This is a genomic window from Blautia sp. MSK18_10, assembly GCF_020553185.1.
Lineage (GTDB): Bacteria > Bacillota > Clostridia > Lachnospirales > Lachnospiraceae > Blautia_A > Blautia_A wexlerae.
Window position 1 is genome coordinate 98225 of the sequence record NZ_JAJCGT010000001.1, and the last position, 12839, is coordinate 111063.

Annotated in this window: 14 protein-coding genes; 1 reads left to right on the forward strand and 13 read right to left on the reverse strand. The window is 42.2% G+C overall.

Annotation, left to right across the window (positions count from 1 at the left end):
• Nucleotides 1–64: 64 nt before the first annotated feature.
• The 4 genes from LI074_RS00415 to LI074_RS00430 form a co-directional block, all read right to left on the reverse strand.
• Nucleotides 65–1015, reverse strand: coding sequence for a bile acid:sodium symporter family protein (locus LI074_RS00415; RefSeq protein WP_055052694.1), 951 nt, complete (start codon nucleotides 1013–1015; stop codon nucleotides 65–67).
• Between the two features lies 1 nt (nucleotide 1016).
• Nucleotides 1017–1757 carry an amino acid ABC transporter ATP-binding protein gene (locus LI074_RS00420; protein ID WP_025578180.1) on the reverse strand — a complete coding sequence of 247 codons (741 nt, stop codon included), beginning with the start codon at nucleotides 1755–1757 and terminating at the stop codon, nucleotides 1017–1019.
• On the reverse strand, nucleotides 1747–2454 hold the full coding sequence (locus LI074_RS00425; protein WP_022380491.1) for an amino acid ABC transporter permease: 708 nt from the start codon (nucleotides 2452–2454) through the stop codon (nucleotides 1747–1749). The genes LI074_RS00420 and LI074_RS00425 overlap by 11 nt, the downstream gene beginning before the upstream one ends.
• Nucleotides 2455–2524: 70 nt before the next feature.
• Nucleotides 2525–3313, reverse strand: a complete 789-nt coding sequence (locus tag LI074_RS00430; RefSeq protein ID WP_022380492.1) for a transporter substrate-binding domain-containing protein — start codon at nucleotides 3311–3313, stop codon at nucleotides 2525–2527.
• A gap of 334 nt (nucleotides 3314–3647) precedes the next feature.
• On the opposite strand from LI074_RS00430, the gene dapF reads away from it, so the two are divergent.
• Entirely contained in the window at nucleotides 3648–4499 is an 852-nt protein-coding gene (gene dapF / locus LI074_RS00435; protein WP_022380493.1) for a diaminopimelate epimerase, read from the forward strand.
• Between the two features lie 127 nt (nucleotides 4500–4626).
• Here the strand turns inward: dapF and LI074_RS00440 are convergent, their stop codons facing one another.
• The 9 genes from LI074_RS00440 to LI074_RS00480 form a co-directional block, all read right to left on the reverse strand.
• On the reverse strand, nucleotides 4627–4944 hold the full coding sequence (locus LI074_RS00440) for an AzlD domain-containing protein (protein ID WP_008706474.1): 318 nt from the start codon (nucleotides 4942–4944) through the stop codon (nucleotides 4627–4629).
• Complete coding sequence (locus tag LI074_RS00445; protein ID WP_025578184.1) at nucleotides 4934–5659, reverse strand: AzlC family ABC transporter permease; 726 nt, start codon at nucleotides 5657–5659, stop codon at nucleotides 4934–4936. The genes LI074_RS00440 and LI074_RS00445 overlap by 11 nt, the downstream gene beginning before the upstream one ends.
• 132 nt (nucleotides 5660–5791) lie before the next feature.
• Nucleotides 5792–6796 carry an InlB B-repeat-containing protein gene (locus LI074_RS00450; protein WP_173697579.1) on the reverse strand — a complete coding sequence of 335 codons (1005 nt, stop codon included), beginning with the start codon at nucleotides 6794–6796 and terminating at the stop codon, nucleotides 5792–5794.
• 147 nt (nucleotides 6797–6943) lie between these two features.
• Nucleotides 6944–7366, reverse strand: a complete 423-nt coding sequence (locus LI074_RS00455; protein ID WP_173697580.1) for a Fur family transcriptional regulator — start codon at nucleotides 7364–7366, stop codon at nucleotides 6944–6946.
• 54 nt (nucleotides 7367–7420) lie between these two features.
• Nucleotides 7421–8275, reverse strand: coding sequence for a putative manganese transporter (locus LI074_RS00460; protein ID WP_008706466.1), 855 nt, complete (start codon nucleotides 8273–8275; stop codon nucleotides 7421–7423).
• Nucleotides 8276–8502: 227 nt separating this feature from the next.
• Nucleotides 8503–9816 (reverse strand): O-acetylhomoserine aminocarboxypropyltransferase/cysteine synthase family protein, encoded by a 1314-nt coding sequence (locus LI074_RS00465; RefSeq protein ID WP_173697581.1) that lies wholly within the window; start codon nucleotides 9814–9816, stop codon nucleotides 8503–8505.
• Nucleotides 9817–10085: 269 nt separating this feature from the next.
• Entirely contained in the window at nucleotides 10086–11168 is a 1083-nt protein-coding gene (gene mnmA, locus LI074_RS00470) for a tRNA 2-thiouridine(34) synthase MnmA (protein ID WP_022380498.1), read from the reverse strand.
• 182 nt (nucleotides 11169–11350) lie between these two features.
• Entirely contained in the window at nucleotides 11351–12280 is a 930-nt protein-coding gene (gene cysK, locus LI074_RS00475; RefSeq protein ID WP_026648272.1) for a cysteine synthase A, read from the reverse strand.
• Nucleotides 12281–12371: 91 nt separating this feature from the next.
• Nucleotides 12372–12806: an RrF2 family transcriptional regulator gene (locus LI074_RS00480; RefSeq protein WP_008706458.1), complete on the reverse strand. Its 435-nt coding sequence runs from the start codon at nucleotides 12804–12806 to the stop codon at nucleotides 12372–12374.
• Nucleotides 12807–12839: the final 33 nt, after the last annotated feature.

The following is a 12839-nucleotide window of genomic DNA, read 5'->3' on the forward strand; positions in this document are numbered from 1 at the left end:
TTGCAATTTTTCAATTGCTAATGCGGCAGTTCTTTTTATATTCTTTATAACGCCTCAGCAGACCTCAACAAAATTCCTGTTTTTCCTTTTTCTGTGCCAGAAGCTTTCCGAACAATGCTGCCAACACCTGCTGAAACAGAGTTCCGATCATTACCGGAAACATAACTTCACCCGGAAAATATGCAGCTGCGATCACCGCTCCTGCGCTGATATTGCGCATCCCGGTTCCATACATCATGGAAACCGCCGTACTGCGATCCTTTCGGAAGATATACGCCACAAACCAGCCGAGTGCATATCCGGAAGCAGCCAGGACAAGGATTGCCAGTGCAACCTTCACCCTCTGCATATTCATATCCCGGATATATGGTGCTACTTTGGAAGAATTGGACGTTACCACAAATATCAGTGCCAGCTTTGAAAAAGGCGCCAGCTTTCCCGGCCATGTTTCCATTACTTTTCCATCTGTGATCTGATTTAATACCATCGCAACAACAGCAGGAAGCGCAACCATAAATATCAGTTCCCGCATCATCCTGGCAGGATCTATGATCACCGCAGAGCCCAGCAGGATCTTCAGCGTAGCCGGGATCAGAAAAGGTGCCAGTACCGTATCCAGAACTACCAGAGACAACGACAGAGGACTGTTTCCATCATAAATCGTCACCCACATCAGACTTACCACTGCAGTGGGAACTGCAAACTCCAGTACCATTCCGGTGATCAGCTCCATGTTATTTCCAAAGAAAAGATGGCCTGCCCCGCAGGCTGCTGTCGGGATTACCACATGGACCAGAAGCATGATAATAAGCAGTGAGCCCGGATGTCGGAATACATTTGCCACATCTTTAAATCTTGACTTCAACGCCCCGGCAAATGTCATAAATGCAAATACGGCCGGCACATAAGGCAGACCGCATTTGGCAATATCAGGAAAGCACACCCCCAGCAACAGACAGGTCGGTGTCACCAGGGCCATCCATTTTTCTATAAAACTGTTAAATTTTCTCAGCATCTTATAAAACCTTTGAAAGGAAGTCTTTCAGTCTAGGATTCTTCGGATTCGCGAAAAATTCTTTCGGAGTATTCTCTTCCTGTATCTTACCGTCATCAATAAAAAGAACTCTTGTTGCCACTTCTCTTGCAAATCCCATCTCATGAGTAACTACAACCATGGTCATACCTGACTGCGCAAGTTCTTTCATCAATTCCAGAACCTCACCTACCATCTCAGGGTCAAGTGCGGAAGTTGGCTCATCAAAAAGCATCACATCCGGATTCATGGCAAGAGAACGTGCAATGGCAATACGCTGTTTCTGCCCGCCCGAAAGCATATCCGGATATGCATTGGCTTTGTCAGGAAGCCCTACACGTGCCAGAAGCTCGTCTGCTTTCTTTGAAGCTTCCTCCTTTGTCATCAGCTTCAGTTCTACAGGTGCCAGCATAATATTCTGTTTTACCGTTTTATGCGGAAAAAGATTAAACTGCTGGAATACCATTCCAATCTTCTGACGGTGTCTGTTAATGTCAACCTTCGGATCTGTAATATCAGTTCCTTCAAAGAGGATCTGTCCGCCTGTCGGAACCTCCAGAAGATTCAGTGATCTCAGGAAAGTAGATTTACCGGAACCGGAAGGACCAATGACGGCTACTACTTCTCCCTGACAGATATCTGTTGTTATTCCATCGAGAACCTGATTTGTACCAAAAGCTTTCTTCAGATCCTTTACCTGGATCAGTACATTCTTATCGCTCACTGGTTCTTAATCTCCTTTCCAGTTTATTCATCCCCCATGTAAGGATTCCAACGATCACAAGGTAAATCGCTGCTGCTGCCATCAGAGGCCAGAACGCATTGTATGTACGGCTCTGGATCAGCATAGCTCCTTTTGTCAGGTCCATCATACCGATATAACCGATGATGGATGTCTCTTTGATCAGCACGATAAATTCATTTACCAGCGCAGGAAGTACATTCTTAAATGCCTGCGGGATAATGATCAGTCGCATGGTCTGGCTGAAATTCAGACCAAGGCTTCGTCCTGCCTCTGTCTGTCCCTGGTCAATGGACATGATACCGGAACGGACAATCTCAGCTACATAGGCACCTGAGTTGATACCAAAGGCAAGTCCGCCTACAATGATCTTGTTAATGCTTACAGCACCAAAAATTACAAAATTCATGATCAACAGCTGGATCATGGTTGGTGTTCCACGAATTACAGTCAAATAAACTCTGCAGATCGCATTGAGGATCTTAAAGGAGCCTGACTTATCGTGCGCAGAACGGATGATTGCTACAAGGAAACCGATGATCAGACCTACAATTACCGCAAATACTGTGATAATAAGAGTTGTTTTCAGACCATCCAGAAGCCAGAGATAGCGGTCATCTTTAATAAAGTTCAGATAAAAATCTTCTTTTACATTCGCTAATATCATAGGATTATTCATAAAAACCTCTGTTCCGAAAAGAGAGCTGTTGGCAAATCGTCAACAGCTCTGTTATTTGTTATTTTAATACTTATTTCTTTACAATAATTACCTGGCTTGCATCTGCATAGGTATCTGTAAAGTCAACGCTTGATTTACGGTCTTCTGTTACAGTCATACCAGCTGCACCGAAGTCTGCTTTGCCGGACTGTACGGCCGGAAGGATGGAATCGAATTCCATATCTTCAATTTTCAGTTCATATCCAAGCTTATCACAGATTGCCTGAGCGATATCAGCATCGATACCAACGATATCATCACCTTCATGATATTCATATGGTTCGAACTCAGCGTTAGTAGCCATTACCAGAGTTCCATTGGAACGGTCAACATCTTCCGGTGATTCATATGGAGTCTTACCGGCATCCTCACCAATGTAATTGTCCATGATGCTGTCGATAGTTCCATCCTCTTTCAGATCCTTGAGAGCTCCGTTAATCTTGTCAAGAAGTTCATCATTGCCTTTCTTTAAACAGATTGCATATTCTTCTTCCTCGAATGGCTCATCCAGAATCTTGAGATCATCATTATTCTCAACAAATTTCTGAGCCGGCTGTGAATCGATGATCACACAGTCGATCTGTCCTGCCTTTAATGCCTGAACAGCTTCACTTCCCTTGCTGTAACGTTCTACTGTAGAACCATCTTTCTCATAATCAGATGCATCAAGGTCACCTGTTGTACCAAGCTGAACACCGATTGTTGCTCCTGCAAGATCATCTTTGGATTCAACTTTCTGAGCTGCGGATACGCTTCCTGCCATGGAAAATACCATTACTGCACTGAGTGCAAGAGCTGCAAATCTCTTTTGATCTTTCATCTTTTTTCCTCCTCGCATCCGAAAGTATATCTACGGCTGCCATCTTTTTACCTTCTTCAGACAACAGCGTATAATTATGCGTTTCGGTTGTATATTTTTGTTTTTAATTTTAACATACTTTCTATAAAATGCAAGGTAAAACTTGAATAACAGATATATTTTCCATATAATGTATAATACATAACTGTTCCGGGAAGGGCAAAATGTTTTTTTACATGAAGATCACAGAAAAACTTTCCCGGTAAAGGATTCGTAATTTTCACTTTTTCATAACATTTTTTCTATATGATACAAGAGGTGTATAAATATTTAACCAAATAAGGAGGCTTTTCTGATGAAATTTACAAAAATGCATGGTATTGGAAATGATTACGTATATGTAAACTGTTTTGAGGAAACTGTGGAAAATCCTTCCGCAGTAGCCAGATATGTCAGTGACCGTCACTTTGGTATCGGTTCCGACGGACTGATCCTGATCAAGCCATCCAAAATCGCAGACTGCGAGATGGATATGTATAATCTCGACGGTTCCCAGGGTGCCATGTGCGGAAACGGTATCCGCTGTGTTGCCAAATATGCCTATGACTACGGCATCGTAGACAAAGAACATATTTCTGTTGCTACAAAAAGCGGCATCAAATATCTGGATCTTACTGTAGAAAACGGAAAGGTATCCCAGGTTAAGGTAAATATGGGTTCTCCGATCCTGACCGCCAGACAGATTCCGGTAGTGTCAGAGAAGGAGGAAGTTATCAATGAACCTCTGGATGTAAACGGAAAAATCTATTACATAACCGCTGTTTCCATGGGAAATCCCCACGCTATTGTTTATATGGATGATATTGACCATCTGGATATTGAAAAGATCGGCCCGGCTTTCGAGAATCATGTTGCATTTCCGGATCGTGTAAACACTGAATTTGTAGAAGTGATCGATGAACATACTGTAAAAATGCGTGTATGGGAACGCGGTTCAGGCGAAACTCTTGCCTGCGGCACAGGTGCATGTGCGGTAGCAGTCGCTTCTGTTCTGAACGGACATGTAGACGGTGACAGTCCTGTCACTGTAAAACTTCTCGGCGGTGACCTGCAGATTTTCTGGAACAGACAGGAGAATCTTGTTTACATGACAGGCCCGGCTGCCACAGTATTTGACGGTGAAATTGATGTAAGCTTTCTGAAATAAAAAACTGTCTGAAACTGCAGCAAATAACAGACAGCTTATCTGCTTCAGCTGCCGGTCACAATATTACGCAACAAAAAACGGATACACACCATTCAGCTGTGGTTATGTATCCGTTTTTTATCAACTTTTACACTGCAAATTCCAGTATTCTTTCCACAATAAATACCGCAGCACATGCGAATAACGCAACTGTAAGAAGACTTTTCTCCTTATATGCCGCGATCAGTGCCACAATAAATCCCACAGCAGCCGAGATCACACTGTCTGTGGCAAAAAGGATCGCCGGAAATGTCATGGCTGCCAGACATGCATAGGGAACATAGTACAGAAATGATCTGATAAACGGACTTGTGATCTCTTTTCTGGAAAGAGCAAGCGGGAGCATACGGATCAGATATGTAACTGCTGCCATTACCAGAATGTAAATATAAATATTATGACTCATGAACACCCTCCTCCTCTTTCTCATCCTCTATCGGACAGAAGTATGCGGCAGCCCCTGCCACGATCAGTGTAGTAATAATGATCACAAAACCTGACGAAACCTCCGACAGAAACGGAATCACTTTAAACAAAGTGCTGATCAGCATTGCTGCCACGACAACTGCCAGTACTGCCTTATTCTGCTTTGCCGGAGGAATAATAATTGCAAGGAACATACCGTAAATAGCCACGCTGAGTGCACTCATCATAAAATCCGGAAGAAGATTTCCGGAAATTGCTCCTGCCAGGGTTCCAAGTACCCATCCCGGGATTGCCACACACATGGCACCATAATTATAAAATGCGCTTACCTTTCCGGGCTGACTGGCACTAATCCCGAAAATCTCATCCGTCACACCAAATGCTGCAATATAGCGGTGAACCAAAGATTCATCTCTTCTGAATTTCTGAGCAAGGGAAAATGACATCAGACAATATCTCAGATTAATGATCAGCTGTGTCAGTGCCATCTCCCAGTAAGAGCCGCTCATTACCATGATCTCAAGTCCTGCAAACTGCCCTGCTGAAGTCACGTTTGTCAATGAGATCAGCACAGCCTGCCAGATACTCAGTCCATCAGCAACTGCCATCATGCCAAATGTAAACGATACAGCAAAATATCCCAGTCCTATGGGAATACCATCCTTAACTCCTTTTCTGAAGCTTTCACTTCTCATGTTTCTCTCCTCCTGTTACCTTTTGTGATCCTTTGATAACTGTTTAACTCTTTCACAGCTACAACTTTCGTATTTACTGATACACACAGATAACCCGGAGAACAGTATTCTGTCTCCGGGTTTCAGTCAGGATTATCTGATCTGTTTTATTGCATATGCATAAATTCTCTTATAAGTCCTCATAGAATAATGAACACCATCATCTGTATAACCGCGAAATTCACAGCGAGTCGTATAACCACATCTCATCAGATAAGAATAACTGTTGATCCATGTAAAATTCCCGTTCAGTCTCTGTCTGAGTCTGTTATTAAATCCGCGGATCTCAGACTCCTTCCGCGTGGATTTCATTGCCGTATTACATGGATTCACAGACATATAAAATAATTCACAGTTCCTGGCAGTCAGCTTTCTGGATAATCCATTCATATAAGAAGCATAGTCTGACGCAACAGAATCATAACTGATGGACTCCCTGTTTTTGTGGATCAGGTCATTTACTCCCAGATTGAAAATAACTGCCACCGGCTTCGCATTATCATCCATCCCGCTTATTTCATTCAGCAGTTCCTTTTCTCCGTATTTTTTCATCCAGTCAAGCCCTTCTCCTGTCTTGCATACAAATCCAACTTTCTTTAAACTGTCAGAACTGCATTGCTGCTTCAGAGTACTGCGAAGCATTGCTGTGCGGGAATCTCCCACAAAAATAATCTTATCATATTTCTCCACACTGTCCGCAAGACCGCCTGCATAAATATCCGGTTCCTGATTCCATTTATACTTCACCGGATAAAGATGAATATTTTTCGTAACCTGAATTTTCTGATATGCCTGATACATTGGATTACAGGTCTGTCCGGGAACTGTTGACCATCCCAGAAATGTATATCCCCTCTTATTCACTTCCACAGGAAGAATCACAGAACCACCGCTTTTCACTTTCTTTTTTGTGATTTCTCCTGAAGTCTCTATTGTAACTGTTTTCGTGGATGTTTTTTTCTTTTGCACTGTTGAATTCTTAGCAGTCTGCATTATTGCCGCCTGTGCTGCAGACGAGGGTGCTGCACATATTAATACACACGCCAGAAAAAATAATAACATTCTTCTTACACACATCTGTCTCTTCTGTTTTCTCATTATTGCCTTCTTTTATGATTTCATATATTATCTGTTATTTTTACCGGTGCTTACAGCAATTTCGCTGTCTTTTCTCTTCACCATACTGCTTCGCAGTCAATTTGACCAAACAGTTGTATTTCAGTTTACATCATCTGACAGAAACAGTCAACAGTCTTCGCCACTGCCTTTACATTCTTTACAGACTCCATACAAAATAGAATTCTTACACTGCAGGGTAAATCCATGACTTTCTTCAATATGATGAGAAATTTCTTCCATAAAATGACATTCCAGATGAATGATCTTTCCACATTTTATACACTTCAGGTGCAGATGCTGTTCACATCCCCGTCCCGGTTCTACATACTGATAAGCAGCCTGGCAACCTTTCTCTGCAACATATTTGATCACAGTTCCATCCTTTGCAAGCTTGTCCAGATAGCGGTAAATGGTTGTGATATTTACCTCACTGTCATGTTTCTTCAGATACTCATCCACATCAGCAGCTGTAACCGTATGGTCATTACTGTTTTTCAAATATTCAAGTATTTTTCTGCGGCTTGCTGTCGCATAACTGCTTCCTGCCATAATTTTATCATTCCTCCTAAAATCAGCTTCTTCTGACAGAGCAGACTCGGTTAATCAGAAAACAATTCCTGCAAATTCAATAATAATTCCCCAGAATACACCAAGTCCATAAAGTACTCCCACAATTTTCAGATTCTGAACCCTGTCTCTGTTCAAACGAAACAGAATCAGAAGCCCAACTCCTGCATTTACAAGAAGTCCCGCCATCATCGCCCCGGCTCCGATAATATGATCCAGATATAACTGGGTGATTACTACAGAAGAAGCGCAGTTGGGAATCAGTCCCACTAAAGCTGCGATCAGTTCACCTGCAATCGGTGTTCCTGTAAAAAGTCCTGCCAGTGTCTCTTCTCCGACTAATCCAATGATAATATTTAAAACAAGAGAAATCAAGAAAATGTACACAAAAACTTTTAATGTGTGAAATGCTGCTGAAGAAATAACTCCATGTTCACAATGGCAGCGTTCTTCTTCACAGATTTCATGAATATCCACATCAGGTTCCTGTTTCTTCAGAATATGTGTGTAAACATACTCCAGCACCAGGCCGGAAAGTATTCCGATCACCGCTTTGCAGGTCAGGATTTTCACAATTGTAACTACAGGAACTGCATTGGAGATCATGATCGGAAACATTTCATCTGAAGTAGACAGATACACCGCGATCAAAGTTCCCACTGTGATCACACGTCCGGCAAAAAGGCTGGATGCCGCTGCCGAAAATCCACACTGTGGGATCACTCCCAGAAGTCCACCCCATACCGGTCCGAATTTTCCGGCTGTACGAATTCTCTTTCGTGCTGCCGCACCTGTCTTATGCTCCAGCCATTCCATAAACAGATAAGTAAGAAAAAGAAAGGGTAGCAGCTTGATGCTGTCTATTACTGAATCTAATATAATCTCTGACATATAGTTCTCCTTATATTTGCACTTTATTTGTATTTGCAACTTATTTACATTTGCAACTTATTTGCATTTCTGTATTATATAGTATTTTTATAATTTGTCAAGTCTGTAAACCATACAATTGAAATATTCCAAAAAAAAGACCATCTTTCAGATATGGGGGAAAATCCGGAAGATGGTCTTTTTATTCATGTTTTATTTATACAATATATAAGGATGTTATATCTGTATTATTCAGCAACTGCCTTAAATGCTTCATCAAGATCCTGAATGATATCGTCAATATTCTCTGTACCAATGGAAAGACGAATTGTATTTGGTTTGATACCCTGATCGAGAAGTTCTTCTTCTGTGCACTGGCTGTGTGTTGTTGTAGCCGGATGGATAACAAGAGATTTAACATCAGCTACATTGGCAAGCAATGAGAACAGTTCCAGATTATTAATGAAGTCCTTTGCCTTCTGTGCATCACCTTTAATCTCAAATGTAAAGATGGAACCGCCGCCGTTCGGGAAATATTTCTTATAAAGCTCCTGCTGAGCCGGATCTGTGGATACAGACGGATGATGAACTTTCTCTACCTGCGGATGGTTGTTTAAGTACTGAACAACTTTCAGTGCATTCTCTACATGGCGTTCAACACGAAGTGACAGTGTTTCAAGTCCCTGAAGGAAAATGAATGAGCTTACCGGAGAGATGGTTGCACCTGTATCACGAAGAAGAATTGCACGAATCTTTGTAACAAATGCTGCCGGTCCGCATGCCTTTGTAAAGCTTACGCCATGATAGCTTGGGTTCGGTTCTGTCAGAGATGCGAATTTACCTGATGCTTCCCAGTCAAATTTACCACTCTCAACGATCACACCTCCGATTGTTGTACCATGTCCACCGATGAATTTAGTTGCAGAATGAACAACGATATCTGCACCATATTCGATTGGTCTTACAAGGTAAGGTGTTGCAAATGTGTTATCCACTACAAGCGGAATCTTATGTGCATGAGCAATCTTTGCGATAGCTTCAATATCAACTACATCAGAGTTCGGGTTTCCAAGAGTCTCGATGTAAACAGCTTTTGTGTTATCCTGAATTGCGTTCTCTACTTCTTCAAGATCAAATACATCAACGAATGTTGTTGTGATTCCATAAGCCGGAAGTGTATGCTCCAGAAGGTTTGTTGTTCCACCGTAAATATTCTTGGCTGCTACAATGTGGTCACCCTGCTGTGCAAGATTCTCAATTGTATATGTGATTGCTGCTGCACCGGATGCTACTGCAAGTGCCGCAGAACCGCCTTCAAGCGCTGCGATTCTTTTCTCGAATACATCTTCAGTCGGGTTTGTAAGACGTCCATAAATATTACCTGCATCTGCAAGTCCGAAACGTGCAGCTGCATGATCGCAGTTTCTGAATACATAAGAAGATGTCTGATAGATTGGTACTGCTCTTGCATCTGTAACCGGATCCGGACTCTCCTGTCCTACGTGAAGCTGTAATGTTTCAAATTTGAAATGTCTGTCTTTTCTTTCGATTTTTTTGCTCATGTGTATATCCTCATCTTTCTCTGATTTATAATAATCTTTTTCTCTGCAAAACTGATTCCGGCTCTTAAGCCCCTTATCTGCAAGTCATTTTTGTTTCTATGCTTTTCATATCTGTTTGATATGATTTAGCATAGTTGTATATTACCATTTAATTCCTAGTACGTCAATAGGAAATTTTCTATAGCGTTTAATAGCTAATAACTATAACGTTTCCAAAAAGCAGTGCAGATAAGACAGTCCGACAAAATGCGAAAGACAAGGAAAATCTGTCATTTAATACAATTTTCAATCACGCCGCCGCCTACAACGATATCTCCATCATATAACACAACTGCCTGCCCTCTGGTGATAGCTCTCTGTGGTTTATCAAAACGCACGTGCAGCACTCCATCTTCCGTCTGCCATGCTACGGCCTCCTGCTCCGGATGACGGTAACGGATCTTTGCTTTCAGTCTCATTGGCTCCTTCAGAGATTCACAGGAAATCAGATTGACCTTTGTTGCAGTCAGTTCCGAATGGAAAAGATCCTCATTATTTCCCAGAACCACCTGATTGGTCTTTGGAGAAATATCACACACATACAGTCTGGATGCTGCCGGAATACCAAGTCCTCTTCTCTGGCCAAGTGTATAGTGGATGATTCCTTTATGTTTACCAAGAATGTTTCCTTCTGTATCTACAAAATCGCCCGGGATTGATTTACGTCCTGTGTACTGTTCAATAAACTTTGCATAATCACCGTCCGGTACGAAACAGATATCCTGGCTATCATGCTTTCTGGCATTAACAAAGCCATGCTTCTCTGCGATCTCACGCACTTCCGTTTTGCGAAGCCCGCCAAGAGGCAGGGAAATATGCGCAAGTTGCTCCTGTGTCAGCATATAAAGCACATAACTCTGATCCTTCGTATCATCCACAGCTTTCTTTAATAAGTAACGGTTCTTCTCCTCATCATATTCCACACGTGCATAATGTCCGGTTACAATATAATCATACTCCAGTTCACGCATTCTCTGAAACATCTTGTCAAATTTCAGATAACGATTGCAGTCAATGCAGGGATTTGGCGTGGCTCCATGCTCATAGGCATCCACAAAGCGGTCCATAACATCCTCTTTAAACCTCTCGGAAAAGTTAAAAACATAGTACCTGATCCCCATTCTGTAGCAGACATTTCTGGCATCCTCCACATCATCCAGAGAACAGCAGGTTTTCTCTCTCTTTACTCCTATGTCCTCATTGTGAAATAATTTCATGGTAGCACCGATACATTCATCACCGGTTTCCTTTGTAAGCAGAGCTGCCACAGAGCTGTCCACTCCGCCGCTCATTGCGATAATTGCTTTTCTCATTTTTATTCCATCCTGTTCTGTGATCCGATTACACGGAATATTATTGTTTATGATAATTTTATTTATGTTATGATAGCTGTTCTGCAAAATACTGAACAGTTACATAAAAATCATTTGTACAGCATATCTATTCTAACACATTTATGTAAAATAAAAAAAGCCCTAAAAAGGGCTTTTTTATTTTACACAAATAATGGAGTAGAATAGTAACGGTCACCGGAGTCCGGAAGAAGAGCTACGATTGTTTTTCCTTTATTCTCCGGTCTCTTAGCCAGCTGGATTGCCGCATAGAGAGCCGCACCGGAAGAAATACCAACAAGAATTCCCTCATGTTTGGCGATCAGCTTGCCAACTGTAAAAGCATCCTCATTCTCAACCGGAAAAACCTCATCATAAACCTCTGTATTTAATGCCTTCGGAACAAATCCCGCACCGATTCCCTGAATCTTATGCGGACCGCTCTTTCCCTGAGAAAGTACAGGGGAAGTTGCAGGCTCTACTGCCACTACTTTCACGTCAGGATTCTGGGATTTCAGATATTCACCAACACCGGTGATCGTTCCGCCTGTACCAACACCTGCCACAAAAACATCTACCTGTCCGTCTGTGTCTCTCCAGATTTCCGGACCTGTGGTCTTTTTGTGGATCGCAGGATTTGCAGGGTTATCAAACTGTCCCGGGATAAAACTGTTCTCATATTCCTTCGCAAGTTCGTTTGCTTTGGCGATTGCGCCATTCATACCTTTTGTTCCATCTGTCAATACGATTTCTGCACCGTATGCTTTCAGAATATTCCTTCTCTCAACACTCATTGTCTCAGGCATCGTAAGTATCACTCTGTATCCTTTGATTGCAGCAAGAGAAGCAAGACCGATTCCGGTGTTACCTGATGTAGGCTCGATGATCACTGCGCCAGGCTTCAGAACGCCTCTCTCTTCAGCGTCTTCGATCATACTCAGGGCGATACGGTCTTTGGCACTTCCTGCCGGGTTAAAATACTCAAGCTTCACAAGTATTCTCGCTTCCAGCCCAAGCTCTTTTTCAAGATTTCCAACCTCAAGGAGAGGAGTATTTCCAACCAGTTCCGCTGCATTTTTATAGATTTTTGCCATGAGTTCGTCCTCCTTATTTCATACTAAGTATATATGAATTATATGTTATATACATAATATTCTATAAATCCACTGTTGTCAAGAGGGAAAATCAAATTACATAATCATTTCCCATCTCTTCATACCAGTCTTTAAGATCCTGCAATGTAACCTTATCCAGTACTCCCTCAATAGCTTCATCAAGCATCTTCCAGAGACGGAGTGTGACGCATTCCCCGGCTCTGCTGCACTGATTCGGTTCGTCCTCCAGACAGGCTACCGGCTTCATGCTGCCTTCTGTCAGTCTCAGAATAGTTCCCACCGTATATGTTTCCGGCTCTCTGGCAAGCATATAACCGCCCTGTGCCCCTCTCAGGCTCTTTACATATCCCGCCTTCTTTAATGATGAAATAATCTGTTCCAGATATTTTTCTGAAATATTTTCCCTTGCAGAAATATCTTTGATCTTGACCAGTTCTCCTGTATTATGAACTGCAAGATCAAGCATAAGTCTCAGAGCATATCTTCCTTTTGTAGAAATCTGCATTTTTCAAAACCTCCTGATTAAATTTCGTCGGAT

Excerpts from the sequence above, each read along its gene's own strand:
- LI074_RS00445 (WP_025578184.1), bottom strand. The coding sequence starts at position 5,659 with ATGAGAAGTGAAAGCTTCAGAAAAGGAGTTAAGGATGGTATTCCCATA.
- LI074_RS00430 (WP_022380492.1), bottom strand. The coding sequence starts at position 3,313 with ATGAAAGATCAAAAGAGATTTGCAGCTCTTGCACTCAGTGCAGTAATG.
- dapF (WP_022380493.1), top strand. The coding sequence starts at position 3,648 with ATGAAATTTACAAAAATGCATGGTATTGGAAATGATTACGTATATGTA.
- mnmA (WP_022380498.1), bottom strand. The coding sequence starts at position 11,168 with ATGAGAAAAGCAATTATCGCAATGAGCGGCGGAGTGGACAGCTCTGTG.
- LI074_RS00455 (WP_173697580.1), bottom strand. The coding sequence starts at position 7,366 with ATGGCAGGAAGCAGTTATGCGACAGCAAGCCGCAGAAAAATACTTGAA.
- LI074_RS00465 (WP_173697581.1), bottom strand. The coding sequence starts at position 9,816 with ATGAGCAAAAAAATCGAAAGAAAAGACAGACATTTCAAATTTGAAACA.
- LI074_RS00425 (WP_022380491.1), bottom strand. The coding sequence starts at position 2,454 with ATGAATAATCCTATGATATTAGCGAATGTAAAAGAAGATTTTTATCTG.
- LI074_RS00480 (WP_008706458.1), bottom strand. The coding sequence starts at position 12,806 with ATGCAGATTTCTACAAAAGGAAGATATGCTCTGAGACTTATGCTTGAT.
- cysK (WP_026648272.1), bottom strand. The coding sequence starts at position 12,280 with ATGGCAAAAATCTATAAAAATGCAGCGGAACTGGTTGGAAATACTCCT.
- LI074_RS00450 (WP_173697579.1), bottom strand. The coding sequence starts at position 6,796 with ATGAGAAAACAGAAGAGACAGATGTGTGTAAGAAGAATGTTATTATTT.
- LI074_RS00415 (WP_055052694.1), bottom strand. The coding sequence starts at position 1,015 with ATGCTGAGAAAATTTAACAGTTTTATAGAAAAATGGATGGCCCTGGTG.
- LI074_RS00440 (WP_008706474.1), bottom strand. The coding sequence starts at position 4,944 with ATGAGTCATAATATTTATATTTACATTCTGGTAATGGCAGCAGTTACA.
- LI074_RS00460 (WP_008706466.1), bottom strand. The coding sequence starts at position 8,275 with ATGTCAGAGATTATATTAGATTCAGTAATAGACAGCATCAAGCTGCTA.